We start from the raw sequence: 26,145 nt of genomic DNA on the forward strand, positions 1-26,145 counted from the left end.
GCGGCGCGATTACAGTCGAACATAATGAAGCTGAGGAGATATTGACTGCAACAGAGCGTTTAGTGAAGAGAATAGCAAATGACAATGGAATCTATCCGGCTGATATTGTATCGGTGTTAATTTCTACAACAGCTGACATAAATGCATGTTTTCAGGCAGCGACTTGGAAGGCTTTACTTATTACCGGTGATGTGTGTAAAAGAAATAGATGTACCGAATGCTTTGCAGAAGTGTATTCGTGTGATAATGACAGTCACGACAAAAAAGTTGCAGCATGAAGTAGAGTGTATACATGCAGAAAAGGCGATTGTACTGCGGTCTAATCTAGTAAAATGACAGGGGGAATCAAAATGAGAGTAAAAGAGCAATTGTTAACTTTGAAAGCATATGTACCTGGCAAAAACATTGAAGAAGTAAAAAGAGAATATGGATTATCTAAAATTGTAAAATTAGCATCTAATGAAAACCCGTTTGGCTGTTCAAAACGTGTAACGAAAGCTTTAGCTTCATTAAGCACACAATATGCTTTATATCCAGATGGAGCAGCTTTTGAACTTCGTGAAAAAGTAGCCGCACACCTTCATGTGAAACCAGAGCAACTTTTATTTGGTAGCGGTCTGGATGAAGTAATTCAAATGATTAGTCGCGCTTTATTAGAAAAAGGTACAAATGTTGTGATGGCAAATCCAACATTTTCACAATACTATCACCATGCTGTAATTGAAGGGGCAGAGGTTCGTGAAGTGCCACTTAAGGATGGTATTCATGACTTGGACACGATGCTAAAGCAAATTGATGAACAAACGCAAATCGTATGGATTTGTAATCCGAACAATCCAACAGGAACATATGTAGAAAAGCAAAAATTACTTTCATTTTTAGAGGCGGTTCCGAAGTCAACACTCGTAATTATGGATGAAGCATACTATGAATATGCAGGAGCGAAAGAGTATCCACAAACATTGCCACTTCTTGAAGAGTATGAAAATCTCATGGTGTTACGTACATTTTCAAAAGCATATGGCTTAGCTGCTTTTCGTATTGGTTATGCTGTAGGGAATGAAAAACTCATACAGCAATTAGAAGTAGCAAGATTACCATTTAATACATCAGCTATTGCGCAAGCTGTTGGTTTGGCAGCGATAGAAGATCAAGAATTTTTACAAGAGTGCGTGAAGCAAAATGCTGAAGGATTAAATCAATATTATACGTTCTGTAAGGAGTACGACGTTTTTTACTATCCATCACAAACAAATTTCATCTTCTTAAGGCTTGGGATTCCCGGTAATGAAGCATTTGAAAGATTAATGAGAAAAGGGTATATTGTTCGTTCAGGTGCTGCGTTTGGCTTGCCAGATGGTATTCGTATTACTGTTGGTTTAAAAGAAGAGAATGATGAGATTATTGAATTGCTGACGGAACTTGTGAAAGAGCAAAAGAAGAAAGAAAAAACGTATTCTTAAGAAAAAGCGCGGCTCCCATTATGAAGYGACCCCTGTCAAGTAGATAGTATTTAAAAAGCGCCACTAAGCAACCTGAGTTCTATATTTATATGGACTCAGGTTATTTAATTTCTTTTGAAATCTTTGGTGATTATAAAATTGTATATATTTGCGCACGGCAAGTTTAACCTCATCGGCTTTACGGAAAGAGTATAAATGAAAACACTCTGACTTAAAGTGGCTGAAGAAGTTTTCTATACAAGCATTGTCCCAACAGTTTCCCTTTCGAGACATACTTGCCTTCATCTGATATTTTTTAAGTAATTGATTATATTGGCGGGATGTGTACTGAAACCCTTGATCACTATGTAAGAGAATCCCTTTGACGTTTCGTTTTTTCCTTGCCTTTTTAAGAGTATCTAACACGAGTTTTAAGTCGTTTCTACGACTGATTTCATAGGCAACGATTTCATTGTTGTACAGGTCCTGAATAGCGGATAAGTACAATCGCTGTCCATTGAAAATCAAGTAGGTAATATCCGTTACCCATTTTTCGTTTGGTTTTGAAGCTTGGAAGTTCCTGTTTAGATGGTTATCTGAAACCACATAGACTTCTTTTTTTCCATAGTAAGGACGTTTTCTTCTAATAACCGCTTTAATGCCTAGTTCCCCCATCAACCTTTGTATGCGTTTGTGATTCAAATGAAGGTTGTATGTGACTTTCAGCCACACTTGTACTCTTCTGTATCCATAAATCCCTCTAAGTTTTTTATGGCACATCAATATCTTTTTCTTGATTTCGGCATCCTCCAATTGTTTTTCAGAAAAAGCTGAGTTTCGTTTTCTCCACTTATAGTACCCACTTTCTGGTTACACCAGCAATATCGCATAGAATGGTAACCGTATAACCTTTTTCTAACATCTCATGAATGACTTCAAACTTTCTCGTTTTGGATATAGCTTTTATGCCTCCTTTTACATCCCTAAGAGCTTTTTTAACATTTCATTCTCCGCCTCTAATCGTCTAATCTTAGCTTCTGAATCTTCTGGTTTCGTTCTTGGTCTACCCAAACCTGTGCCTTTCGCTTTACCGCGTTTTTCTTCTAGCCCTTTGATTCCTTCAGCTTCAAAGTGTTTCACCCAACGACTTACGACTGAGTGATGAATTCCTAATTCTTTAGCAACGGTTTTATAGCTCATTCCTTCTTTCAAGTACAAATCTACTGCTTTTTTCTTAAATTCTATATCGTAAGTTACTCTAATTTTCCCCATAGAAAAATCCCCTCCATAGTAAACAGATTAATGTGCTTTCTTTTTACTGTCTACTATAAGGGGATCATATCATTATAGGAGTCGTTTTCTTTTAGATTATACATATTTGCGCGATGAAGAAGGAAAGCAGTACAATAAAGATATATACATACAAATTGGAAAACTGCCATAAACATTTCTTTTTAGGAGGGAGAGAGGATCCGGTCGTGCATAGAAGTGGTTAGAGCTTTTTTCAGTCCCATGCCAAGTGAAAACAAAGAGAGAAAATGAGTGGGGATCTTCTTTTGTTTTCATAGCCGCGACTTATATGTTGGAAAATCAAAATGGATATATAGAGATGATATAGGTGTACAAAAGTATATATTATTTTTAATAGGGGTGATAAAAATGAGGAGACTCATAAGGCGGAAAAATGGTTTGAATGGAACGATTGCTGTGCCTGGAGATAAATCTATTTCACACCGCGCTGTGATGTTTGGAGCGATAGCAGAGGGAACAACAAAAATTTCAAATTTTTTATTAGGAGAAGACTGTTTAAGTACGATTGCTTGCTTTCGGAAATTAGGAGTAATGATTGAGCAAGATGGTAACGATGTCATTGTATATGGAAAAGGATTAGCTGGATTACAGGAACCGAAAGAGGTGCTAGATGTAGGGAACTCAGGAACCACTATTCGTCTCATGCTCGGTATTTTAGCGAATGCTCCTTTCCATTGTACTATAATTGGGGATGAATCTATTGGAAAACGTCCTATGAAACGTGTTACAGCCCCTCTTCGTGAAATGGATGCACAAATTGAAGGTCGGGAAGATGGACAATATACGCCGTTGTCGATTCGTGGAGGAAACATAAAAGGTATACACTATCATTCTCCTGTAGCAAGTGCGCAGGTAAAATCAGCTATTTTACTTGCAGGATTGCAAGGAGAAGGGGTGACATCAGTAATAGAACCGTTACAATCTCGTGATCATACGGAAAGAATGCTGCGTGCATTTGGTTGTGAAGTGAATGTAGAAGGGCGAACTGTTTCTTTACAAGGGGGGCAATCGCTTGTAGGAATGGAAATAGAGGTTCCAGGTGATGTCTCTTCAGCTGCCTTTTTCTTAGTAGCGGGTGCAATTGTACCAAATAGTAAACTTGTATTGAAAAATGTTGGTTTAAATCCAACAAGAACAGGGATTCTGGATGTGTTATCAGAAATGGGAGCGCTTATTTCAATTCGTAATGTTCGAAATGAAGAGTTTGAACCATGTGGAGATATTACAATTGAAACTTCTGAACTGAAAGGAATTGAAATTGGCGGTTCACTTATTCCAAGGTTAATTGATGAAATTCCTATTATTGCTTTACTGGCGACACAGGCGACAGGAACAACAATTATTAAAGATGCAGAGGAGTTAAAAGTAAAAGAAACGAATCGCATCAATACGGTTGTTGATGAGCTTCGAAAACTGGGAGCGAAAATTGAAGCGACACCAGATGGTATGATTATTAATGGGAATCAGAAGTTACAAGGGAATATTGTTAATAGTCATGGGGACCATCGCATTGGCATGATGCTTGCAATTGCGTCTTGTATAGCAGAAGGAGAAGTGCAAATGGAAAACGGTGACGCAGTCGCTATATCTTATCCGAATTTTTTTGAGCAGCTAGAATCTCTGTGAAGATTCTTTTCTGCTCCTTTGAGTTGCTTACATGACAACTGTTGTTTATGATTAATGAACAGAAGAGAATATTATAAGAATTAAAGGAGACATTTATGCAAAAGTTTGAACAGGCTGTTTCTTATATTGAAAATGGGGAAGCGGAAAAAGGATTAACACAATTAAAAGAATTGGTAAAACAAGGGACAGATGAAGAGAAGTATGATATTGCTCGCTACTATCATACGCTTGGATTTATTGATGAAGCGTTAGCGATTACAGAAGATTTACGTTTGTTATATCCAGAAGAAAGTGAGTTTACAATATTTTTAGCAGAATTATATATTGATTTAGATAAAGAAGATGAGGCAATTGAAGTGCTTCATGATATCTCTGAAGACGATGAACTGTATGTTCAATCTTTACTACTTGTTGCGGATCTATTTCAAATGCAGGGCTTCGATGATGTTGCAGAGCAAAAACTATTAAAAGCAAAAGAAATGATGCCAGAAGAGCCTGTTATTACTTTTGGACTAGCAGAACTTTATAGCAGTAAAGGTGAGGAGCAAAAAGCGATTGCTTATTATCAGTCATTACTTTCTGATCACAAAGTAATGGGAGGCGTTGTAATTGCTCTTCGCTTAGCTGAAACGCTAAGTGCAATTGGAAACTGGGAAGAAGCGATTACGTACTATGAAGAAGGATTAGAAGAACAAAAAGATATTCATTCTTTATTTGGGTATGCATTTACACTTTATCAAGGTGAAGAGTATCAAAGGTCGATTGGAGCTTGGAAAGAATTAAAAGAACTAGACCCAGAATATGCATCCTTATATATGTATTTGGCTAAATGTTATGAAAAAGAAGGAATGCTTCAAGAAAGCTATGAAACACTTCATGAAGGAATTAAAATTGATGAATTATCTGTGCCTCTTTATGCAGAACTTGCAAATATTGCAGCGAAGATAGGGAAATTAGCAGAAGCAGAAGAATTGCTTCAAAAAGCATTACAGATTGATCCAGGACATTTAGGTGCGATATTAAAATATGCATATATCTTAAAAGAACAAGAGAAATATGAAGAACTAATTGTTGTTGTAGAAAATGCAATGGATAGTGGAGAACAAGATACACAATTACTTTGGGATCTGGCATTTGCGAAAAAACAATTAGAAATGTATTCTGATGCATTAAAACACTATGAGAGTGCATATACTTCTTTTAAGAATCATTCGGATTTCTTGGAAGAGTACGGTTGTTTCCTATTAGAAGAAGGATTGCGAAAGGAAGCGAAAGAAGTGTTTACACGCTTACTACAACTGGATCCAACACAAATTCACATCGAAGAATTGCTATATAATTTAGAGGATTTTTCATAAGTTGGAAGGAAAGTGAATGCTGCTTCTTGAATCTAAATAAGAAAAGAGAAAGACAGAGGAGGGACTGAGCGCTATGAATACCCCTGTTTCTGTAAACGAGAAGAAGGATTTTGTAAAATGGTTTTTAAACAATTATCAACTGAAACAGCGTGAATGTGTATGGATTTTAAATTATTTAATGAGTCATGATCAATTAATGCACAAAGTCCACTTCGTAGAACATGCAAAATATTGCCCTCGTGGTTTAGTGATGTCAGCAAATTGTGTGAAAGATACACCGCTAGAGAGTATGTGGATACTGGTATTATACCCCTTCTTTCTATTTCAGTAGCAAAAGAAATGAAGAGTGTCGTAGCGCAAGGGGAATTTATTGAAACTTTAAGCATGGAGTTAGAAAGAGAATATAAAGGAAGAGTGTTTTTGTTACCGCCGTTTACGTACTTAACGGAGCAGCAAAAGCAAGAGCAAGGGCGTTTACAAGATTGGACAAGTCATTTGCAGGAGCAAGGATTGAAACATATTGCTTATGTTACAAGTGACTTTGCATGGAAAGAGGGTGTAGATACGTTACCAGGTCATTTGTTTTGGTTACCTGCTTTATTGCTAGAGGAATTTAGTGATCAAGCGAAAAGAGAAGTAATTCATGCGCATGTAAAAAATATAATGGAATTATTGACAGAAAAGTGGGAAAATAAAAAATAAGCAGATAGTTCTTATGATTATGAGTAGTATGATATTGACCTGCGCATGTGGGTATTATATCATGATAGTGTCCTAGTTTTTATTTTTTTATACTGTTTTGTCACGAGGGGACAATTTCTGATAGAGGGGGGAAATTTTCGTGAGCGAGAAAGAACATCGTGTGTCAAGAAGACAATTTTTAAACTACACGCTTACAGGTGTAGGAGGTTTTATGGCAGCTGGAATTTTAATGCCAATGACGCGCTTTGCACTTGATCCAGTTTTAAGGAAAGAAGCGGGGGGAGAGATGGTTGCTGTTGCGCAAGTTAAAGAGATTACAACAGAACCAAAACGCTTTGACTTTAAGGTAAAGCAGGTTGATGGATGGTACAAGTCCGAAGAACCAAAATCTGCTTGGGTGCATAAAGATGAAAGCGGAGACATTGTAGCGTTTTCTCCAGTGTGTAAACATTTAGGGTGTACGGTTAACTGGAATTCAGACAAGTCGCATCCTAATCAATTTTTTTGCCCATGTCACGGGGGACGTTACACAAAAGATGGCATAAACATAAAGGGAACGCCGCCTCTTGCTCCACTTGATGTGTATGAATCCAAAGTGAAGGATGGAACGCTTTATTTAGGAAAAGCAAAGCCAAGAGGGGGTGCGAAATAGATGTTAAATAAAATTTATGATTGGGTGGACGAACGGTTAGATATTACACCGATATGGCGTGATATTGCCGACCATGAAGTACCCGAACATGTAAATCCAGCACATCACTTTTCTGCATTCGTCTACTGCTTTGGAGGACTTACGTTTTTTGTTACTGTAATTCAAATTTTGTCAGGAATGTTTTTAACAATGTATTATGTACCGGATATTAAAAATGCTTGGGAATCGGTTTATTATTTACAAAATGAAGTTGCGTATGGACAAATTGTACGTGGCATGCACCATTGGGGTGCCAGCCTTGTAATTGTAATGATGTTTTTACATACACTTAGGGTTTTCTTCCAAGGTGCATATAAGAAACCTCGTGAATTAAATTGGATTGTCGGTGTTCTTATTTTCTTTGTTATGCTAGGTCTTGGTTTTACCGGATATTTATTACCATGGGATATGAAAGCGTTATTTGCAACAAAAGTAGGGATTCAAATTGCGGAGCAAACACCGCTTATCGGCCCTTATATTAAAACATTACTTGCTGGTCACTCCGAAATTGTCGGGGCTCAAACATTAACTCGCTTCTTTGCTATTCACGTCTTCTTCTTACCAGCAGCACTTCTAGGCTTAATGGCCTTCCACTTCATCATGATTCGCAAACAAGGTATTTCTGGTCCGCTATAAGTAAGAGATTGCTAATTTGAAAGAATAGGAGAAAAACTGAATTGAAGGAGGGAGATTATGCATCGCGGCAAAGGGATGAAGTTTGTGGGAGATTCACGAGTACCTGTAGCACGTAAACCGAATATCCCGAAAGATTATTCTGAATACCCAGGGAAAACAGAAGCGTTTTGGCCGAACTTCTTGTTGAAAGAATGGATGGTTGGTGCGGTTTTTTTAATCGGTTATTTATGTTTAACGGTGGCGCATCCGTCGCCACTTGAGAGAATGGCGGATCCTACAGATGCAGGATATATACCACTTCCAGACTGGTATTTCTTATTTCTGTATCAGCTTTTAAAGTACTCATATGCATCAGGCTCATTTACTGTAATCGGCGCGTTTATTATGCCAGGGATTGCATTTGGAGCATTACTATTGGCGCCATTTCTCGATCGAGGTCCTGAAAGACGTCCATTGAAACGTCCAGTTGCAACTGGATTCATGCTTTTAGCAATTGCTTCTATCATCTTTTTAACATGGGAGTCTGTGGCACATCATGACTGGGAAGCTGCAAAAAAACAAGGTGCAATTGTGAAAACGACACCAGTAGATAAAAATGATGAAGGTTATAAATTGATGCAAAAAAATACATGTTTAACATGTCATGGTGATAACTTGCAAGGTGGTGCAGCGGCGCCAGCGCTGCAGAATTTAGCATTAAAACCAGAAGAAATTGCAAAGATTGCGAAAGATGGAAAAGGTGCGATGCCTAAAGGCGTATTTAAGGGCACAGATGAGGAGTTGAAGAAGCTCTCAGAATTTATTACGAAATATAATAAAAAATAATTGAAGGCTGACTACGAATTTGTAGTCAGCCTTTCTGTTTGTAACACAAAGTTTGCTATAATAAAAGCATAGCGTTTTAGAGAATAAAAAAGTTACTTTGTTTGAAAGGTGTTGTATATACATATTGGTCTACGTGTATGCGTTATTAAGACAGCGTTCGGTTTTACTACTTTTGTTCATCATTAACATTTTAGGGACAATATATGGTTTTATTTGGTATGGAGATCAACTGATGGAAACTTCATTGATATTCTGGCCATTTGTTCCTGATAGCCCTATTGCAAGTTTCTTCTTTGTTTTTGTATTACTAGCCTTTTTGTGTAATAAAAATTGGGGACTAATAGAAGCTTTGGCAATCGTTTCCTTAATGAAATATGGTATTTGGGCTGTTGTTGTAAATGGCATTATGTTTATGGTTAAGGGCAATCTTGAGTTTATAAGTTATATGTTGGTACTTTCTCATTTTGCAATGGCTATACAAGGTTTATTATATGCCCCGTTTTATCGTATAAAAAAGTGGCATTTTATTGTAGCAGGTATATGGACGTTACATAATGATGTAATCGACTATTTGTTTTGGCAAATGCCGAGATATGGTATTATGCATTTGTTTGTAGAACAGATTGGTTACTTTACATTTTGGCTAAGTATTGTTGTATTAGCTATTACATACTATTGTTGTTTGAGAAAAAATCGAAAACAGTTTTCGTTATGAAATTAAATGAGGGATTGGGGAAAGAAAATGAATAAAAATAAGATAGGTGTAAGAATATTCGATCATTTGATAACTACTATTGTCTCATACTGTATAGCATTTTCTATTTTTGCTATTGCAACTACAATTGTTGTATATGGGAAATGGTTATATTATGCAGATATACATTTTTTAAATATATCAGATTTAGCAAATATGACAGAATCAGAAATTAAGAAGAACTATGATGTACTGATGACATACCTTTCTCCTTTTTATCATGAATCATTACAATTGCCTACACTAGATATGTCAACAAGTGGAAGAATTCATTTTGTTGATGTGAAAAATATTTTAGTGAAGATTCAATACGGGATGTGTATGGCGCTCAGTATTGCTTTATTGGGGGGGGGGTATTTATTGCGTAAACGAAAGATGAAGTTTTTATTACATGGTGCAATTTTGACCATTATATTTCCGATTGCGCTTACGTTGCCTATTGCAATTAATTTTGAAAAGAGTTTTGTACTATTCCATAAACTTCTTTTTAGCAATGATTATTGGCAATTTGATAGTGAAACAGACCCTATTATTTTAATGCTACCAGAACAGTTTTTTATGCATGCAGCATGTGTAATTTTAATATTGATTTTATGTGGGAGTGCTTTTTGTTATTGTATGTATAGATATTTATTAAAAAAGCGGAAGTCTTCAATGGAAAATCTTTATTCATAAAATATTTTTCGGTTTCGTTCTGTTCTATTCTTGTCCACCTTAACATATTTTGTACTAGTAGTTATAGGGGGGACCGGAATGAAGAGAGTCTTAATTGGAATGATAGCATTTCTGATTATATTGTTTCCAGTACGTATATACGCTGAAAAATGGAATGAGTTAACGGGGCTATTAGATGATTCCTTGCAACTTGTAAAACAAGAAGAATATAAGAAAGCAACGCAAGTATTGCAACATTTTTCAGAACAATTTGTATTGCGGGAGAATGAAAAGGAAAATAAACTAACACCCATGCATTTTCGGGTAATCTCTTTAGCGTATGACAGGGCACAGCGATCGCTTGGGGAAGAAAGTTTAGATCAGCAAATAAAAATAGATGATGTATTGGCACTACAATTGGTGGTAGATGCGGAAGTATCTAAGTATCAACCGCTTTGGATAGAACGAGAAGGACGTGTTATGGGGGCTTTTGCTAAAGTTGAAAAGGCACTTCAAACAGAAGATGATGAACGATTCCAACAATCATTAAATACATTTTTGCATGAATTTGATATGATTTATCCAAGTTTAATGATTGCATTGCCGGAAAATCAATCACAGCGTGTAAATGCGCATTTATCGTATTTGGATGAATTTCGTAATGTGATGTTAAAAAATAAAAGTGGACAAATGCAAGTAGGGATTATAAAAGGAGATTTACAAAAAATATTTCAAACAGCAAAGAAAGATGAAGTGGACTCTTCTCTCATATGGTTTATGACAATTACAGGTGGACTTATTTTCTTTACATTAACGTACGTTGGTTGGAGAAAATATAAGGGAGAGAAAGCGAAGCGTACCAGTGGGATACATTCTAAAAATCGATAAGATCACTAATATAGACAAGGATTGTAAGGTTTCTTTATTGACAATATATAAAGAAGAAAATAGAATGGATAGTACTACAATTACGACTTCAATGGAGGTTCATAATGGCTTTTTATTTAGTTTATTTCGCGATCATTATGATCATACCGTTGTATGCACAGTCAAAAGTACGCAGTGCTTATAGCAAATATTCACAGGTGTATTCAACATCGGGTATGACAGGAGCGGAAGTAGCTCGGAAAATTTTAGATGAAAATGGTTTGTATAACATAGCTGTGGAAGAAACACCAGGGCATTTGTCAGACCACTATGACCCAACAGCCAAAACGGTTCGCTTGTCAACTGATAACTATTATGGTCATTCAGTTGCTGGAACAGCTGTAGCAGCTCATGAAGTAGGGCATGCGATTCAAGATGCGAAAGATTATAAGTTTATGCGTTTTCGTCATTCTTTAGTTCCAGTTGCAAGCTTCGGATCGAACATGTCATGGGTGTTCATTATGATTGGTATATTTGCATCGATGACAAAGCTATTGTTACTAGGGATTATTTTAATGGCAGCAGGTGTAGTTTTCCAGCTCGTTACATTGCCGGTTGAGTTTGATGCTTCCAAACGTGCAATGCAGCAAATTGAAGCACTTGGAATTGTATCAACAGACGAATATGGGCAAGCACGTAAAGTATTAAATGCAGCAGCTTTAACATATGTTGCAGCGGCGGCAGTAGCGGTATTTGAATTGCTTCGTCTAGTATTAGTTTATACAGGGATGCAGCGTAGCGATGATTAAAGACTATCGATTTCGATAGTCTTTTTCTTTATCCCGCTATTTGTGGACAGTAAGACTTAAGCCTTAAGTTTCAGAGAGAAGCGATGAATTTTGTTTTATAATTTGTTTATTATTGTAAATTGATAAAAAGTAGCATAATGAAATTTAAAGAGCAAGTTATAATAATAAGAAGCATAGGTAAAGTGATTATGAGTGAAGGTGATGGAAATGCAATATCCAGATTCATTAGTACTGCATGTGAAAAAACTTAGTGCTCCCTATCCATTAGAAGGTTTTTTATGTGGACAAGGTCCTGAAAATCCGAAACTAATGCTTGTTGGAGAAGCGCCAGGAGAAACAGAAATTCATAATGGCGTTCCGTTTAGTGGAAGAGCAGGTAAGGAGTTAATGGGATTTTTAGAACGTATCGGCCTTACAAGGGAAGACGTATATATTACGAGCACTGTACGTAGCCGGCCTTATATATGGAGAGAGAAAAGAGAGCGGAGCGGGCAAGTTGCTCAGAAGAAATATAATCGAACCCCAAATCAGAGAGAAATACTTGTACATGCTCCTTTGTTAGATTATGAGATGGAACATGTGCAAGCACCGGTTATTGTCACACTTGGAAATATTGCATTAAAGCGTTTAGTGGGACCAGATAAAAAGATTACTGATGTTCATGGGCAATTATTGCAGCAGCCAGTACGAAGACTAAAAAATAATCAAAGTACAGATTTTATATGGACCGAGAAGATATATAATATTTTTCCGACATTTCATCCAGCATCAATTTTTTATAATAGAGGCTTGTTGGATTTGATTTATGAGGATTTAGAAAAATTAAGGAAGTATATATAGTAGAAGTTTTCTTTATAGTGGTTTACAACTTAAAGAGCTATCGGGTTCGATAGCTTTTTAAGTTGTGTATTTGGAAAGTGTAGTAATGTTAGAAATCTAGCATGTTTAATTATGTAATGGATTTTTATTTTCGTCTAATGTAAAGCCTTCACCAACTACATCATGTACATCACTTACTGCAACAAATGCATGAGGATCTACTGAAGTAATAATATTCTTTAGTTTTACGATTTCATTTTTTGCCACAACACAATAAAGTACGTTTCGCTCAATCTTTGTATAAGAGCCAACTGCTTTTAAAAAGGTTGCCCCGCGCTCCATCTCGGATAAAATCTTGGCAGCAATTTCGTCGTTTTTATCTGAAATAATGGTTGCCCCTTTTGCTGCATATGCTCCTTCTTGCATAAAGTCAATGACCTTTGCTCCGATAAAGACCGCAACTAACGTATACATGCCCTCGCGATAAGATAGATATGTAAGAATGGAGATGACAATGACAACAGCGTCAAACATAAACATTGTTTTTCCCATGCTCCAGCCAACATATTTATGAGCTAATCGAGCAATAATATCGACGCCACCAGTTGTTCCACCGTATTTGAATATAATTCCGAGACCAATCCCAATAAATGCTCCAGCGAACAGGGCTGCTAATGTCATATCATTTTGCAAATTTAAATGTAAATTTAATGATTCGTAGCGCTGAAAAATCCATAGAAATAAGGAGACGCTAAACGTTCCGATTAATGTGTATAAGAAAGTTGTTCGGCCGAGTAATTTCCAACCGACAAAAAAGAGAGGGATGTTTAAGATTAAGTTTGTATAAGATGGATCAAGCGAAAAGAGAAAATAAAGCAATAACGTAATTCCTGTAAAGCCACCTTCTGCTAAGTGATTTTCAATATTAATATTTACGATGCCAAAAGAAAAGATAGCGGAACCAATCAAAATAAATATAATGTTTCGAATCTTTAAGTTGGTTTTCATGTAGCAAGCCCCCTAATATGTAATTGTTACTTCGCTCCGTTGAAATAGCTAATGACGAAGAAACACGATAAGAATAGTAAGTCACTTGTATGATTGTAATTGGTAAGAGGTAACCTTTTACAGGAAGAACATTTGCAAAAGAAAGTTTCACTTTACCCCGCTCCAACGGTTGGTAGGAAGCGAAGGCGAGAAGAAAAGAAAAGACTAACCAACCGTAAGAGCCCGATTGGTTCAACTAATCTTTTGTAAGAAGAACATTTGCAAAAGAAAGTTTCACTTTATTATAGTCTATCCCAAAATACGTGGCAAATAGGGACGAAAGAGGAATAATATTTGTCAAATCGCCATGAATTGGCTAACATGAAAGAGGAAGGATTAGAGGTGAACAACATGGAACAAAAAACGATGAAAGATATGCAGAAAGAAGTAGATGCATATATTAGTCAATTTAAAGAAGGTTATTTCAGTCCGCTTGCAATGATGGCTCGTTTGACAGAAGAAATGGGTGAACTTGCAAGGGAAGTGAACCACTATTACGGTGAGAAACCGAAGAAAACGACTGAAAAAGAACGAACAATTGAAGAAGAACTTGGAGATGTATTATTTGTTATGATCTGCATGGCAAATAGCTTACATATTGATTTAGAAACAGCACATAACATTGTAATGGATAAATTTAATACACGTGATAAAGATCGCTGGACACGTATTGAAGAGGGAGAGAAAGAATAATGAAAGATATTAAAGTGATTATTGCTGGACCAAGAGGACGTATGGGACACGAAGCAGTACTTCTAATGGAAAGAACACCACATTTTCAATTAGTAGCAGCAGTTGATTATAAGCATGGTGGTGAAATGATTTCAAATCTTCCTGGAATGCCTACATTACATGCACCAATCTATGCGGATTTACATACTTGTTTAAATGAAGTAGAAGCGGATGTATTGCTAGATTTAACGACACCAGAAGTCGGCAAAGAACACGTTACACTCGCTGTTGAACATGGTCTTCGTTCTGTTATTGGTACGACAGGGTTTACAGAAGAAGAACTTCAGCATTTAACAGACACTGCGAAAGAAAAACAGGTAGGTACTATTATTGCTCCAAACTTTGCAATTGGTGCAATACTTATGATGAAGTTTTCTCAAATGGCAGCGAAATATTTCCAAGATGTTGAAGTGATTGAACTACATCATGATCAAAAATTAGATGCACCATCAGGTACAGCTGTAAAAACGGTAGATTTAATTCGTCAAAATCGTGAACCAAAACAACAAGGTCATCCAAATGAAACAGAACAATTAAAAGGAGCACGTGGTGCAAATGTAGATGGTATTCATATTCATAGCGTGCGTTTACCAGGGCTTATTGCGCATCAAGAAGTATTGTTTGGCGGAGACGGACAGATGTTAACAGTTCGTCATGATTCATTCAACAGAGCATCATTTATGTCTGGAGTAAAATTATCTATTGAAACAGTAATGAATCTTGACCATCTTGTATATGGATTAGAGAAGATCATCGATTAAAGGGGGGAAGACGGATGAAGATTGCCTTAATTGCACATGACAAAAAGAAAGATGATATAGTTTCGTTTGCATACGCATATAAACCAATTTTTGAACAACATGAACTTTTTGCTACGGGAACAACAGGCCTTCGCATTATGGAAGCGACAGGACTTACAGTCACAAGATATCAATCTGGTCCTCTTGGCGGCGATCAAGAAATTGGTGCAATGATTGCAAAAAACGATTTAGACATGGTGATTTTCTTTCGGGACCCACTAACAGCACAACCACATGAGCCAGATGTAAATGCATTGCTTCGTTTATGTGATGTGTATGCGATTCCGCTTGCAACGAATATGGCAAGTGCTGAGATGTTAATGCATGCATTAGAACGAGGAGATTTAGACTACCGAAAGTTACGAAAATGAGGGAACAAATTATGAGGGGATTACATATATTAGCGTTTGGTGCTCATGCCGATGATGTTGAAATCGGCATGGCTGGCACTATTGCCAAATATACAAAACAAGGATATGAAGTTGGCATTTGTGATTTGACAGAAGCCGATTTATCCTCAAATGGGACGGTTGAACTAAGAAAAGAAGAAGCGCAAGTAGCCGCTCGTATCATGGGAGTGACAGAGCGAATCAATTTAGCAATGCCAGACCGCGGTCTGTATATGAAAGAAGAATATATAAGAGAAATCGTAAAAATTATTCGGACATATAAGCCAACGCTTATTTTTGCACCATACTATGAAGATCGCCACCCAGACCATGCGAATTGTGCGAAACTCGTGGAAGAAGCTGTGTTTTCAGCAGGTGTTCGTAAATATATGCCAGAAATGTCACCACATCGCGTACAATCTTTTTATTATTATATGATTAATGGTTTTCATAAACCGAATTTCTGCATTGATATTAGCGAACATCTTTCTGAAAAGATAGCCGCGTTAGAAGCCTATGAAAGCCAATTTACAGCAGGAAGTGATGGTGTGAAGACACCTTTAACAGAAGGGTATGTCGAAACAGTAATCGCTCGTGAGAAAATGTTTGGAAAAGAAGTTGGAGTTATGTATGCTGAAGGATTTATGAGTAAAAAGCCAGTTTTATTACATGCTGATTTAATAGGGGGATGTAAATGAAATTGAAAATAGGTATAACATGTTATCCTTCTATTGGTGGTTCTGGGGTTGTAGGAACTGAATTAGGAAAACAATTGGCTGAACGAGGTCATGAAATTCACTTCATTACCTCTGGAGTTCCATTCCGATTAAATAAAGTATATCCAAACATTTATTTTCATGAAGTAACGGTAAATCAATATTCTGTCTTTCAATATCCACCTTACGATTTAGCATTAGCAAGTAAAATGGCAGAGGTTGCACAGAGAGAAAACTTGGATATTTTACATGTACACTATGCAATACCACATGCAATTTGTGCATACTTAGCGAAGCAAATGATTGGAGACGATATTAAAATCGTTACGACGTTACATGGAACTGATATTACTGTACTTGGTTCAGATCCTTCTCTAAATAATTTAATACGGTTTGGTATTGAGCAATCTGATGTTGTTACAGCTGTATCTCACTCGTTAATTCAAGAAACACATGAGCTTGTAAAGCCAAATAAAGAAATTCAGACTGTATATAATTTTATTGATGAGCGTGTCTATTTTAAGAGAGATATGTCCCAACTAAAAAAAGAGTATGGCATACGTGAAGATGAAAAGGTATTAATTCATATTTCGAATTTTCGCAAGGTCAAGCGTGTACAAGATGTTGTCCAGTCATTTGCTAAAATTGTAAAAGAAGTGGCAGCGAAATTATTACTTGTTGGTGATGGACCAGAATTTTGTACAATTTTACAGTTGGTGAAAAGCTTACATATTGAAGAACATGTTTTGTTTTTAGGAAAACAGGATAATGTTGCTGAGCTTCTTGCAATGAGCGATTTAATGTTGCTTTTATCAGAAAAAGAAAGCTTTGGCCTCGTTTTACTAGAAGCAATGGCGTGTGGTGTRCCWWGTATYGGWACGMGKGTTGGRGGYATTCCAGARGTYATTCAACATGGTGAAACRGGATATATATGTGAAGTTGGAGATATCAAAGGTATAGCTAAGCAAGCGATACAATTGCTTAAAAACGACGATTTCCATCAAAATATGGCACAGCGCGCCATGGAAGCTGTATATGAGCAATTTCGTTCGGAAAATATTGTTTCACAATATGAGGCAATTTATTATGACATACTAAGGGATGACAAAAATGAAACGATTTAAACAAGCTGGAGCAATTATTGAGACATTGAAACAACATGGGCATGAAGCATATTTTGTTGGAGGAAGTGTGCGTGATTTTATTATCAATAGACCAATTGGTGATATTGATATCGCAACATCAGCTCTTCCAGAAGAAGTGATGCATTTATTCCCAAGACATGTCCCTGTTGGTCTTGAACATGGTACGGTTATTGTTGTTCAAGAAGGTGTTCCGTATGAAGTGACAACATTTCGAACGGAGAGTGGTTATGAAGATTTTCGCAGACCAAGTAGTGTTCAGTTTGTTCGTTCATTAGAAGAAGATTTAAAACGACGGGATTTTACTATGAATGCGATTGCGATGAATGAAGAAGGAAACATCATTGATTTGTTTGCAGGGCAAGAGGCAATTCGTAAACAAGAAATTGCAACAGTAGGGAATGCTGCGGATCGCTTTCAAGAAGATGCACTACGTATGATGCGGGGTATTCGCTTTGTTAGTACTTTAGGATTCTTTTTAGAGGAACAAACGAAACGTGCGATTGAAGAGTATGGGCATTTACTGGAACATATAGCGATTGAAAGAATTACAGTTGAGTTTGAAAAACTGTTGACGGGTAAATATTGTGTAAATGGGCTTCAACAACTAGTAGAGACGAAACTAGTTACGCACTTACCATATTTACAAATGTCAGAAGAAAGAATTTTAAAAGCTATGCAATATAACTGGGATTCTTTTGAAACCGATATCGAGGCGTGGGCATTTTTCTTATATTGTATTGGTGAAGAACATCCAGCAGTTTTCTTACGTCAATGGAAATTTTCAAACAAAAAAATAAAAGATATTGTAGCTGTTATATTAGCAATCCGCTCTAGAAAAACAAAGTCTTGGGATGCAGTTTTTCTATACAAGACAGGTTTACATACTGCTTTAATGGCGGAAAGAGTATATCAAGCTATTATAAAAAAATATGATATATCTTCTGTAAATCAGGTACAGTCATTATTTGGTTCATTATCCATTCATAATCGTCAGGAAATGAAAGTAAGCGGCAATGATTTGTTAGGTTGGACAGAAAAAGCGCCAGGACCATGGGTGGCAGAAGTGTTGCAAAGAATCGAAGAAGAAATTTTACAAGAACGATTAGAAAATGAGAAAGAGAAAATAAGGGAGTGGCTACAAGGATGCAATCTACTATAAGAAAACAATTGCTGCAGATTTTTTCTGCAGCAGATGGCGAGTTTGTATCTGGTCAAACAATTAGTGACAAGCTTGGCTGCTCAAGAACCGCTGTTTGGAAACATATGGAGGATCTTCGGAGCGAAGGATATGAACTAGAAGCTGTGCGTCGTCTAGGATATCGGATTGCTAGTAAGCCAGATAAAGTAACAGCGAATGAAATTCAATTAGGCTTACAGACAGAATTTATAGGGAGAACTGTTTATTTTGAAGAATCTGTAGAGTCTACGCAGCATATTGCAGCAAAACTTGCTTATGAAGGGGCAGCGGAGGGAACAATTGTCGTTGCGGAAGAGCAAACAGCAGGACGCGGCCGTTTGAGTAGAAAATGGCACTCACCAAAAGGGACAGGGATTTGGATGAGTATTATTTTACGTCCAGCTATTCCCGTTCATCATGCCCCTCAGCTTACTTTATTAGCAGCTGTTAGTGTAGCGCAAGCAATTGAGAAATGTACAGGTGTGAATGTGGGGATTAAATGGCCCAATGATATTTTAATTGAAGGAAAAAAAGCTGTCGGTATTTTAACAGAGATGCAGGCTGACCCAGATAAGATTAATGCTGTTATTATGGGAATTGGAATTAATGCAAACCAAGGGCAAGAACATTTTGCAGATGAGATTAAAGAAATTGCAACATCTTTAGCAATTGAATCAAAAAAACCAATTGTGCGAGCAGAGCTTATGCAACAGATCTTTTTACAAATGGAAAAGTTATATCAAGAATATGTAAAGAATGGTTTTTCGGTTATTAAACTTCTTTGGGAAAGTTATGCAATAAGTATTGGAAAAGAAATTACGGCCCGAACGATGAAAGATACGATTACAGGTGTAGCAAAAGGAATTACAGCGGATGGTGTACTTATGTTAGAAGATGATAAAGGTCAACTTCATCATATTCATTCTGCTGATATAGAAATTAAGTAAAGAGAAGTTCCTGCTTGGGAGCTTCTTTTTATTTGTATATTGGATGACAGTAAGAATTGTTTACTGTTATATTCGTTGTTATTCTTGAAATTTCACATACCGTAATAGGAATAGAAAATTATTTTTTCAAAAAAATGTAGCAATTTTATTTCTTAGTTTGCTATAATTAGTTCGAATATGGGCAGTATCTGAGTGAACTGCACCATTATTTCAAGCAATGAAGAAAAATAATTTGGATTCTGCCTTGATCCAACAACGGACTGGGACAGAGGGATGAATTTTGCCGACTAACACAACCCATCTGCCCTTTTTTGGTCAGATGGTTTTTTTATATGATTTCGGCCATCTCCTCTCTCCTGAATAAAGGAGGAGTAGTTTTTGAAAACGACAACAGATTTTTTAAAAATGAAAGAGAAAGGTGAGCCGATTACGATGCTTACTGCGTATGATTATCCATCTGCAAAGCTCTCAGAAGAAGCTGAAGTCGATATGATTTTAGTAGGGGATTCCCTTGGAATGGTTGTACTTGGATACGATTCAACCATTCCAGTAACGGTAGATGATATGATTCATCATACGAAAGCAGTGCGCCGCGGAGCAAAGGAAACTTTTATTGTAACGGATATGCCGTTTATGTCTTACCATGTATCTTTGCAAGAAACGATGCATAATGCGCGCCGCATCGTGCAAGAGAGCGGAGCACATGCAGTGAAAGTAGAAGGAGCGGATGAGGTAGTATCAATCATTCGCTTCTTAACGAATGCAGGAATTCCTGTTGTATCCCATCTTGGTTTAACACCTCAATCTGTAGGTGTATTAGGTGGCTATAAAGTGCAAGGGAAAGATGCTGAAAGTGCAAAGAAATTGTTAGAAGATGCTAAGAAATGTGAAGAGGCTGGTGCAATGGCAATCGTTTTAGAATGCGTACCAATGCAATTAGCAGAGCTTGTATCACAGCAGCTGACGATTCCTACAATAGGTATTGGTGCAGGTAGTAAAGTAGATGGTCAAGTACTTGTTTATCATGATCTCATTTCGTATGGAGTGGAACGTGTTCCAAAATTTGTGAAACAATATACATCAGTTCAAGAAGAAATTGTACGCGGAATCGCGCAATATGTTGCTGAAGTAAAAGCAGGACAATTTCCGGAAGAACAACATTCATTCACAATGAAAGAGGAAGAATGTGTAGCATTATACGGAGGGAAACAGTGATGAAAATTGTAACAACAGTGCAAGAGATGCAGCAAATTGCTAGTGAAATTCGTGCAAGTGGTAAAGATAGCGGTTTTGTTCCAACGATGGGATATTTACACGAAGGGCATGCAACTTTATTACGTCAAGCAAGGGAAGAAAATGAAGTTGTTATTTTAAGCGTATTTGTAAACCCATTACAATTTGGACCAAATGAAGATTTAGATCGCTATCCTCGGGATATCGAGAGAGATGAGAAAGTAGCAAAAGAAGCCGGGGTGGATTATTTATTTTATCCGAGCGTAGGAGAAATGTATCCTGCAGAACAGACAACAAAGGTTGAAGTTATAAAGCGTACAGACGTATTATGTGGTAAGCAAAGACCGATTCATTTTGCAGGTGTTGCGACTGTATTGATGAAACTATTTAATATTACAATGCCAAAGCGTGCCTACTTCGGTATGAAAGATGCACAGCAAGTCGCTGTTATCCAAGGATTTGTACGTGATTTCAATATTCCAATCACAATTGTACCTGTTGATATCGTTAGGGAAGAAGACGGATTAGCAAGAAGTTCTCGTAATGTATATTTATTAGAAAAAGAACGTGAGGAAGCACCACATTTATATCAAAGCTTATGTATAGCGAAAAAACGAATTGAAGCTGGAGAGCGTAATCCGCAAATCATTACACGTCTTGTGAAAGAATATATTGAGGAAAATACACAAGGTATCGTCGATTATGCAGATCTATATGCGTACCCAACTTTGACGGAAGTTGAAACAATTGGTGGGCGTATTATTCTTGCAATTGCAGTGAAGTTTGATAATGCACGTTTAATTGACAATATTACATTAACGGTTGAATAAGGGGGAGTCATCTATGTTTCGCACAATGATGAGAGCAAAGTTACATCGCGCGACTGTAACAGAAGCCAATTTAAATTATGTAGGTAGTATTACAATTGATGAAGATTTAATGGACGCAGTGGAGATTGTAGAAAATGAAAAAGTACAAATTGTAAATAATAACAATGGAGCTCGCTTAGAGACGTATGTAATTAAAGGGGAACGTGGCAGCGGTGTTGTTTGTTTAAATGGTGCAGCTGCAAGACTTGTACAACCTGAAGATAAAGTTATTATTATTTGTTACGGTCTCGTAGCGACAGAAGATGTAGATAAACAAGTACCAAAAATTGCGGTGTTAGATGATAACAATCAAATTGTTGAAATGTTAGGTGCTGAAAAAGCAGGTACGATTTTATAAAATGAAAAGCTATCTCATATGGGATAGCTTTTCATTTTATCTTGCTATCACGGCAGTAAGAGATCTACCTCAAGATTCAGAGAGGCGCGGCAAATAGGTGAGTGGGGATAATAGCATGTAAAATCCCGCAGATGGAAGCTTACTTTATGTAAATACACGTAAAAAAACGGTTCGGAAAAATTATTCATTAATAAAGAAGATTAAAGATTTTTTTGAAACTATATACTTGAATGAATAGAAAGAGTCCTTTTTTCAACACCAGGCTCTTCTATTTTTTGTCCATCTTTTCATTAAGATGATATAAAACGTGGTATAGTAACAATATATGAATTTTTGTTGTTTGAAAGGGTAAGAAATTGAGGTGTTACATATGAGTAAGCGTTATGTCGTTGTCGATTTAGAGACGACAGGGAACTCCTGGAAAGATGGGAAGGACAGAATTACACAAATTGCAGCTGTTGTAGTAGAAGATGGAGAGATATTGGAAATCTTTTCGTCTTTTGTTAACCCGAAGAGAGAGATTCCTCCATTTATTACAGAATTAACAGGGATTGATGAAAATCTCGTGAAACAAGCCCCGCTATTTTGCGATGTAGCGCCGATGGTAGCCGAACTATTACATGGTGCTTATTTTGTTGCACATAACGTTCACTTTGATTGGAATTTTTTGAAGGAAGAATTAAAACAAGCTGGATATGGAGAAGTAAACTGTCTAAAAATTGATACGGTTGAATTGGCACAAATTTTATTGCCGACAGCTGATAGCTATAAATTGCGTGATTTAGCAAAAAAACATGAATTGGAACATGATCAACCGCATCGTGCAGATAGCGATGCTCTCGTGACAGCAGAATTATTTTTACAATTTCTAAATCAATTAGAAAAACTACCGCTTGTCACATTACAATCTTTATATGAGCTAAGCGATGTATTCCAAAGTGATATAGCGAATATCATTTCAGAAAATATTTTAAATAAAGTGATGCTTGGTACAGAAGATGCAAAGGAATATGAAGTATATCGAAATATTGCGCTTCGAAAACGAAATTATTCATTAGAAATCGGTGATGATTGTTTATCTAAATTTGATGCTTTTTTACATAAGTCAATGGAACAACTTGGGCTAAAGATGCCAAATTTTGAACAAAGAGAAAGTCAGCAGCGAATGATGAAGGAAATATATACAGCATTAAGAGATTCTCGCTTTTCATTAATCGAAGCAGGAACAGGTACAGGGAAGACACTTGCTTATTTACTTCCAAGTATTTATTTTGCAAAGAGAAGAGAAGAGCCAGTTGTTATTAGTACGCAAACGGTACAACTGCAACAACAAATGATTGAAAATGAAATTCCTTTATTGCAAAGTATATTACCATTTCCATTCGAAGTGGCTCTTTTAAAAGGAAGAAAACATTATCTTTGCTTACATAAATTTGAATATGCATTGCAAGAAGAAGAGAAGAACTATGATGCTGCGCTTACGAAAGCAAAAGTATTAGTATGGTTATTGCAAACGGAGACTGGTGATCGTGACGAGCTTAATATTCCAGAAGGCGGGAAGTTACTGTGGGATCGCATTTGTAGTGATACGTACAGTCCGGGCGGCATGCAAAGCAACTGGTTTAGTCGCTGCTTTTATCAACGAGCAAAAAATAAAGCGTTATTTGCAGATATTGTTATTACAAATCACGCTTTACTATTTCAAGATTTTGTTAGTGAAGATCCACTTTTGGCATCTTGTGAACATATTATTTTTGATGAAGCTCATCACATCGAAGAAACAGCGACTAGGACACTTGGAGAGCAGTTTTCATGCATGTACTTTCAATTAATCTTATCACGCTTTGGTACGTTAGAAACGGACGATGTGCTATCAAAGGTATATGAATTGATGAAAAAATCTCATCATTCGTCACGCTCAGCTTTTCGAATGGTGAGTCATAGGTTGAAGGAAATTAAATTCGATGCTGATGAATTATTTCAAATGTTACGTACATTTATATTTCAGCAAACAAAGCAAGAACAAGGGGCAAATAATATGCCGCTTATTTATCGATATAACGCGGACCAAGAGGATGGAAAGCTATGGAGAAGTATAGCTGAGTTAACAAATCGCTTCGTATACGAATTGAGAAAAATACTTACTGCGCTAGAGCAACAAGCGGACTTATTACAAAGTAAAATCGAATGGGAGATGCATGTTGTTACAGGCGAGTTTATGCATTTAATTGAATTATTGCGTAAAATGGTCGACTCATTGCAGCTGCTTATATTAGAAAAAACAGAGTATGTGACATGGATGGAAACGGAAACGAAAGGTACAATTCATTCCACTGTGTTATATGCACAACCTGTCCATATAGGAGAGAGGTTTGCGGATGAGTTCTTAACAAAAAAGCGAAGCGTTATTTTTACTTCTGCGACTTTAACTGTTAATAATACATTCGATTATATACAGGAACAACTTGGATTATATGACTTTGCACCAGACACATTAACAGTTCCATCGCCGTTTCATTATGAGGAACAAGTAAAGCTAATGGTTTCTACTGATGTTCCTCTTATTAAGCAAGTAAGCGAGGATGTGTATATAAGAGAAGTATCACATCATATTATGAAGATTGCTAAAGCGACAAATGGGAGAATGCTCGTTTTGTTTACATCCTATGAAATGCTAAAGGAAACATATACAAATTTAAAACAAGCGGATGAATTAGAAGGCTTTGTATTACTAACACAAAGTGTTCATAATCGTAGCCGAAGTCGTTTAGTTCGGAAATTTCAAGAGTTCGACAAAGCAATTTTGTTAGGAACAAGTAGTTTTTGGGAAGGGATTGATATTCCTGGAGATGCATTAAGCTATCTTGTTATTGTTCGGTTACCATTTACACCGCCTCATCAGCCAATGATGGAAGCCAAAAGTGAATGGTTGAAAAATAAAGGAGACGACGTATTTACGAAACTGGCACTTCCGCAAGCAATTCTTCGTTTTAAGCAAGGGTTTGGACGATTAATCCGTACAATGACGGATGCTGGAACGGTGTTTGTTTTAGATCGTCGTTTAACCAACTCTTTCTACGGAAAAAGATTTATGCAATCTATTCCAAATGTTCCTCTTTATGAAGGGTCGTTAGAAGAACTGTTAGATCACTTAGAAGAATAAAGCGGATAAAGTGAAACTGTAATCACTGAGGGTTCCTTCATTTCTCACTGATTCTTCGTCTTCGCCAATCGTTTTTTGACGGGTAGTATATCCTACCTCACTTTTGTTATTTTTTAGATAACTTTGAGGTAGGTGGAATTACTATCGGTAAATAGCTAAAGGAATAACAGTAAGTGAAAAAATATGCCTGAAGTACGACGTACTTCAGGCATGAAATGTGGGTAGGAGGAAATTTATTTTTTCTTACTTCTTGTATACAAATGTTTCGGTTTTCAATTTGAAACCTTTTTTTGCTGAACATGTCCTGCTATAATAGATGGGTGATGAAGCAGGGGTTGTAAAGAATGTACTCTTATTGTAACCGTATTGCGTTCTTCTATAATTAGAAATTTTTGTGTAACGGAGGAGTTTTCATGGAGAAGAAAATCGAAGTGCTATCAACGACGCGTATTAAATATTCGTCTGACTTATATAAAATTGTTGATAGTTTGAATCGCACTTTAAAAGAGCAGGACCTCATGTTCGGATTGGCATTAGACGAAAACGAAAAAGAAACAGCAGTATTTACGATATACAGAACGTAGTGATGCAATGAAGAAGTGGATCTTTGCCATCATTATCGTTATCGTTGCCATTGGATTATATGGGGTGCATGTTTATAATGCGACAATGGAAAAGAAAATTCCGAAAGAGTCAAAAGTTGTAGAAATTGCAAAAGAAAAAGCAAAGCTTACGAAAGTAAAAACGGTTGATTATTATAACGGAAAATCTTCATATGCAGTCGTACAAGGTGTAGATGAAAAAGGAGAACAAATCATTGTTTGGGTACCTGAGAAAAAAGGGAATGTTCTAGTACGTAAAAAGAACGAGGGCATTTCTGAAAAGAAAGCTTTACAAATTGTGGCTGGGGAACGCAAGCCCAAAGAATTGGTAAAGGCAAAATTAGGTGCTGAAAACGATGTTCCGTTGTGGGAAATTACATATATTGATCAAGAAGGTCGTTATACGTATTATTATCTAGAATTTCAAGATGGGAAATATGCTGGATATTACAGCATTGAAAAATAGATGCAGG

27 protein-coding genes and 3 pseudogenes are annotated in these 26,145 nt (G+C 36.7%); 27 read left to right on the forward strand and 3 right to left on the reverse strand.

All coding sequences use genetic code 11. From position 1 onward, the window contains the following. Positions 1–41: 41 nt before the first annotated feature. Together AC1DIT_RS05400 and hisC are read left to right on the forward strand one after the other, a co-directional pair. Positions 42–336, forward strand: a pseudogene (locus AC1DIT_RS05400) (chorismate mutase). A gap of 14 nt (positions 337–350) precedes the next feature. Continuing rightward, entirely contained in the window at positions 351–1,463 is a 1,113-nt protein-coding gene (gene hisC, locus AC1DIT_RS05405; protein WP_016114098.1) for a histidinol-phosphate transaminase, read from the forward strand. Between the two features lie 63 nt (positions 1,464–1,526). On the opposite strand, the pseudogene AC1DIT_RS05410 reads toward hisC, so the two are convergent. Beyond that, a pseudogene (locus AC1DIT_RS05410) lies at positions 1,527–2,297 on the reverse strand (IS3 family transposase); the annotation flags it as partial. A gap of 120 nt (positions 2,298–2,417) precedes the next feature. Further along, a complete protein-coding gene (locus tag AC1DIT_RS05415) occupies positions 2,418–2,714 on the reverse strand; it encodes a transposase (RefSeq protein ID WP_016113570.1) in 297 nt (98 codons plus the stop codon). Between the two features lie 381 nt (positions 2,715–3,095). Between AC1DIT_RS05415 and aroA the strand changes: the two genes are divergently transcribed. From aroA to AC1DIT_RS05475, 12 genes and pseudogenes are all read left to right on the forward strand, one after another. Then, positions 3,096–4,379: a 3-phosphoshikimate 1-carboxyvinyltransferase gene (gene aroA, locus AC1DIT_RS05420; RefSeq protein ID WP_375337741.1), complete on the forward strand. Its 1,284-nt coding sequence runs from the start codon at positions 3,096–3,098 to the stop codon at positions 4,377–4,379. Positions 4,380–4,474: 95 nt separating this feature from the next. Then, a complete protein-coding gene (locus AC1DIT_RS05425; protein WP_016132659.1) occupies positions 4,475–5,737 on the forward strand; it encodes a tetratricopeptide repeat protein in 1,263 nt (420 codons plus the stop codon). Between the two features lie 73 nt (positions 5,738–5,810). Continuing rightward, a pseudogene (locus tag AC1DIT_RS05430) lies at positions 5,811–6,017 on the forward strand (YpiB family protein); the annotation flags it as partial. Continuing rightward, a complete protein-coding gene (locus tag AC1DIT_RS05435; protein ID WP_476998091.1) occupies positions 5,999–6,439 on the forward strand; it encodes a YpiF family protein in 441 nt (146 codons plus the stop codon). The pseudogene AC1DIT_RS05430 and the gene AC1DIT_RS05435, both read left to right, overlap by 19 nt. A gap of 139 nt (positions 6,440–6,578) precedes the next feature. Continuing rightward, positions 6,579–7,091, forward strand: coding sequence for a menaquinol-cytochrome c reductase iron-sulfur subunit (gene qcrA / locus AC1DIT_RS05440; RefSeq protein ID WP_003196349.1), 513 nt, complete (start codon positions 6,579–6,581; stop codon positions 7,089–7,091). Beyond that, positions 7,092–7,766, forward strand: coding sequence for a menaquinol-cytochrome c reductase cytochrome b subunit (gene qcrB, locus AC1DIT_RS05445; protein WP_000932700.1), 675 nt, complete (start codon positions 7,092–7,094; stop codon positions 7,764–7,766). A gap of 57 nt (positions 7,767–7,823) precedes the next feature. After that, positions 7,824–8,591, forward strand: a complete 768-nt coding sequence (gene qcrC, locus AC1DIT_RS05450) for a menaquinol-cytochrome c reductase cytochrome b/c subunit (protein WP_016114102.1) — start codon at positions 7,824–7,826, stop codon at positions 8,589–8,591. Positions 8,592–8,715: 124 nt separating this feature from the next. Further along, positions 8,716–9,306, forward strand: a complete 591-nt coding sequence (gene lhaT / locus AC1DIT_RS05455) for a lipoprotein heptaprenylglyceryl N-acetyltransferase LhaT (protein ID WP_033671036.1) — start codon at positions 8,716–8,718, stop codon at positions 9,304–9,306. 27 nt (positions 9,307–9,333) lie between these two features. Further along, positions 9,334–10,020, forward strand: coding sequence for a lipoprotein intramolecular transacylase Lit (gene lit / locus AC1DIT_RS05460; protein ID WP_016132660.1), 687 nt, complete (start codon positions 9,334–9,336; stop codon positions 10,018–10,020). Positions 10,021–10,098: 78 nt separating this feature from the next. Further along, positions 10,099–10,887 (forward strand): sporulation protein YpjB, encoded by a 789-nt coding sequence (gene ypjB, locus AC1DIT_RS05465; RefSeq protein WP_016132661.1) that lies wholly within the window; start codon positions 10,099–10,101, stop codon positions 10,885–10,887. Positions 10,888–10,991: 104 nt separating this feature from the next. Continuing rightward, positions 10,992–11,675: a zinc metallopeptidase gene (locus AC1DIT_RS05470; RefSeq protein WP_016114106.1), complete on the forward strand. Its 684-nt coding sequence runs from the start codon at positions 10,992–10,994 to the stop codon at positions 11,673–11,675. Positions 11,676–11,876: 201 nt separating this feature from the next. Then, entirely contained in the window at positions 11,877–12,515 is a 639-nt protein-coding gene (locus AC1DIT_RS05475) for a uracil-DNA glycosylase (protein ID WP_016132662.1), read from the forward strand. Between the two features lie 105 nt (positions 12,516–12,620). On the opposite strand, the gene AC1DIT_RS05480 is transcribed toward AC1DIT_RS05475, so the two are convergent. Next, entirely contained in the window at positions 12,621–13,502 is an 882-nt protein-coding gene (locus tag AC1DIT_RS05480) for a YitT family protein (protein WP_016114108.1), read from the reverse strand. 390 nt (positions 13,503–13,892) lie between these two features. Between AC1DIT_RS05480 and AC1DIT_RS05485 the strand changes: the two genes are divergently transcribed. From AC1DIT_RS05485 to AC1DIT_RS05545, 13 genes are all read left to right on the forward strand, one after another. After that, a complete protein-coding gene (locus tag AC1DIT_RS05485) occupies positions 13,893–14,234 on the forward strand; it encodes a nucleotide pyrophosphohydrolase (protein ID WP_044880798.1) in 342 nt (113 codons plus the stop codon). Then, positions 14,234–15,034: a 4-hydroxy-tetrahydrodipicolinate reductase gene (gene dapB, locus AC1DIT_RS05490; protein ID WP_003206495.1), complete on the forward strand. Its 801-nt coding sequence runs from the start codon at positions 14,234–14,236 to the stop codon at positions 15,032–15,034. Before AC1DIT_RS05485 ends, dapB begins: the two co-directional genes overlap by 1 nt. A gap of 14 nt (positions 15,035–15,048) precedes the next feature. Beyond that, on the forward strand, positions 15,049–15,444 hold the full coding sequence (gene mgsA / locus AC1DIT_RS05495; protein WP_006094308.1) for a methylglyoxal synthase: 396 nt from the start codon (positions 15,049–15,051) through the stop codon (positions 15,442–15,444). An 11-nt stretch (positions 15,445–15,455) separates the two neighbouring features. Then, on the forward strand, positions 15,456–16,160 hold the full coding sequence (gene bshB1, locus AC1DIT_RS05500) for a bacillithiol biosynthesis deacetylase BshB1 (RefSeq protein ID WP_016114110.1): 705 nt from the start codon (positions 15,456–15,458) through the stop codon (positions 16,158–16,160). Further along, complete coding sequence (gene bshA / locus AC1DIT_RS05505; protein ID WP_476998092.1) at positions 16,157–17,302, forward strand: N-acetyl-alpha-D-glucosaminyl L-malate synthase BshA; 1,146 nt, start codon at positions 16,157–16,159, stop codon at positions 17,300–17,302. Before bshB1 ends, bshA begins: the two co-directional genes overlap by 4 nt. Further along, positions 17,289–18,482 carry a CCA tRNA nucleotidyltransferase gene (locus AC1DIT_RS05510; protein WP_016114112.1) on the forward strand — a complete coding sequence of 398 codons (1,194 nt, stop codon included), beginning with the start codon at positions 17,289–17,291 and terminating at the stop codon, positions 18,480–18,482. Before bshA ends, AC1DIT_RS05510 begins: the two co-directional genes overlap by 14 nt. Next, complete coding sequence (locus tag AC1DIT_RS05515; protein WP_016114113.1) at positions 18,467–19,447, forward strand: biotin--[acetyl-CoA-carboxylase] ligase; 981 nt, start codon at positions 18,467–18,469, stop codon at positions 19,445–19,447. Before AC1DIT_RS05510 ends, AC1DIT_RS05515 begins: the two co-directional genes overlap by 16 nt. Positions 19,448–19,825: 378 nt before the next feature. Beyond that, positions 19,826–20,662, forward strand: coding sequence for a 3-methyl-2-oxobutanoate hydroxymethyltransferase (panB, locus tag AC1DIT_RS05520; protein ID WP_003196375.1), 837 nt, complete (start codon positions 19,826–19,828; stop codon positions 20,660–20,662). Further along, positions 20,662–21,510 (forward strand): pantoate--beta-alanine ligase, encoded by an 849-nt coding sequence (panC, locus tag AC1DIT_RS05525; protein WP_016114114.1) that lies wholly within the window; start codon positions 20,662–20,664, stop codon positions 21,508–21,510. The genes panB and panC overlap by 1 nt, the downstream gene beginning before the upstream one ends. A 13-nt stretch (positions 21,511–21,523) precedes the next feature. Continuing rightward, a complete protein-coding gene (panD, locus tag AC1DIT_RS05530; protein WP_006094314.1) occupies positions 21,524–21,907 on the forward strand; it encodes an aspartate 1-decarboxylase in 384 nt (127 codons plus the stop codon). A gap of 370 nt (positions 21,908–22,277) precedes the next feature. Further along, positions 22,278–25,070: an ATP-dependent DNA helicase DinG gene (gene dinG, locus AC1DIT_RS05535; protein ID WP_016114115.1), complete on the forward strand. Its 2,793-nt coding sequence runs from the start codon at positions 22,278–22,280 to the stop codon at positions 25,068–25,070. 413 nt (positions 25,071–25,483) lie between these two features. Next, a complete protein-coding gene (locus tag AC1DIT_RS05540) occupies positions 25,484–25,654 on the forward strand; it encodes a YpmA family protein (RefSeq protein WP_000412180.1) in 171 nt (56 codons plus the stop codon). A gap of 7 nt (positions 25,655–25,661) precedes the next feature. Then, complete coding sequence (locus AC1DIT_RS05545; protein WP_003206481.1) at positions 25,662–26,138, forward strand: cell wall elongation regulator TseB-like domain-containing protein; 477 nt, start codon at positions 25,662–25,664, stop codon at positions 26,136–26,138. Positions 26,139–26,145 lie beyond the last annotated feature (7 nt).

The organism is Bacillus sp. 05T22 (genome assembly GCF_056396765.1).

Excerpts from the sequence above, each read along its gene's own strand:
- hisC (WP_016114098.1), top strand. The coding sequence starts at position 351 with ATGAGAGTAAAAGAGCAATTGTTAACTTTGAAAGCATATGTACCTGGC.
- AC1DIT_RS05415 (WP_016113570.1), bottom strand. The coding sequence starts at position 2,714 with ATGGGGAAAATTAGAGTAACTTACGATATAGAATTTAAGAAAAAAGCA.
- AC1DIT_RS05425 (WP_016132659.1), top strand. The coding sequence starts at position 4,475 with ATGCAAAAGTTTGAACAGGCTGTTTCTTATATTGAAAATGGGGAAGCG.
- qcrB (WP_000932700.1), top strand. The coding sequence starts at position 7,092 with ATGTTAAATAAAATTTATGATTGGGTGGACGAACGGTTAGATATTACA.
- qcrC (WP_016114102.1), top strand. The coding sequence starts at position 7,824 with ATGCATCGCGGCAAAGGGATGAAGTTTGTGGGAGATTCACGAGTACCT.
- lit (WP_016132660.1), top strand. The coding sequence starts at position 9,334 with ATGAATAAAAATAAGATAGGTGTAAGAATATTCGATCATTTGATAACT.
- ypjB (WP_016132661.1), top strand. The coding sequence starts at position 10,099 with ATGAAGAGAGTCTTAATTGGAATGATAGCATTTCTGATTATATTGTTT.
- AC1DIT_RS05470 (WP_016114106.1), top strand. The coding sequence starts at position 10,992 with ATGGCTTTTTATTTAGTTTATTTCGCGATCATTATGATCATACCGTTG.
- AC1DIT_RS05475 (WP_016132662.1), top strand. The coding sequence starts at position 11,877 with ATGGAAATGCAATATCCAGATTCATTAGTACTGCATGTGAAAAAACTT.
- AC1DIT_RS05480 (WP_016114108.1), bottom strand. The coding sequence starts at position 13,502 with ATGAAAACCAACTTAAAGATTCGAAACATTATATTTATTTTGATTGGT.
- AC1DIT_RS05485 (WP_044880798.1), top strand. The coding sequence starts at position 13,893 with ATGGAACAAAAAACGATGAAAGATATGCAGAAAGAAGTAGATGCATAT.
- dapB (WP_003206495.1), top strand. The coding sequence starts at position 14,234 with ATGAAAGATATTAAAGTGATTATTGCTGGACCAAGAGGACGTATGGGA.
- mgsA (WP_006094308.1), top strand. The coding sequence starts at position 15,049 with ATGAAGATTGCCTTAATTGCACATGACAAAAAGAAAGATGATATAGTT.
- bshB1 (WP_016114110.1), top strand. The coding sequence starts at position 15,456 with ATGAGGGGATTACATATATTAGCGTTTGGTGCTCATGCCGATGATGTT.
- AC1DIT_RS05510 (WP_016114112.1), top strand. The coding sequence starts at position 17,289 with ATGAAACGATTTAAACAAGCTGGAGCAATTATTGAGACATTGAAACAA.
- AC1DIT_RS05515 (WP_016114113.1), top strand. The coding sequence starts at position 18,467 with ATGCAATCTACTATAAGAAAACAATTGCTGCAGATTTTTTCTGCAGCA.
- panC (WP_016114114.1), top strand. The coding sequence starts at position 20,662 with ATGAAAATTGTAACAACAGTGCAAGAGATGCAGCAAATTGCTAGTGAA.
- panD (WP_006094314.1), top strand. The coding sequence starts at position 21,524 with ATGTTTCGCACAATGATGAGAGCAAAGTTACATCGCGCGACTGTAACA.
- dinG (WP_016114115.1), top strand. The coding sequence starts at position 22,278 with ATGAGTAAGCGTTATGTCGTTGTCGATTTAGAGACGACAGGGAACTCC.
- AC1DIT_RS05540 (WP_000412180.1), top strand. The coding sequence starts at position 25,484 with ATGGAGAAGAAAATCGAAGTGCTATCAACGACGCGTATTAAATATTCG.
- AC1DIT_RS05545 (WP_003206481.1), top strand. The coding sequence starts at position 25,662 with ATGAAGAAGTGGATCTTTGCCATCATTATCGTTATCGTTGCCATTGGA.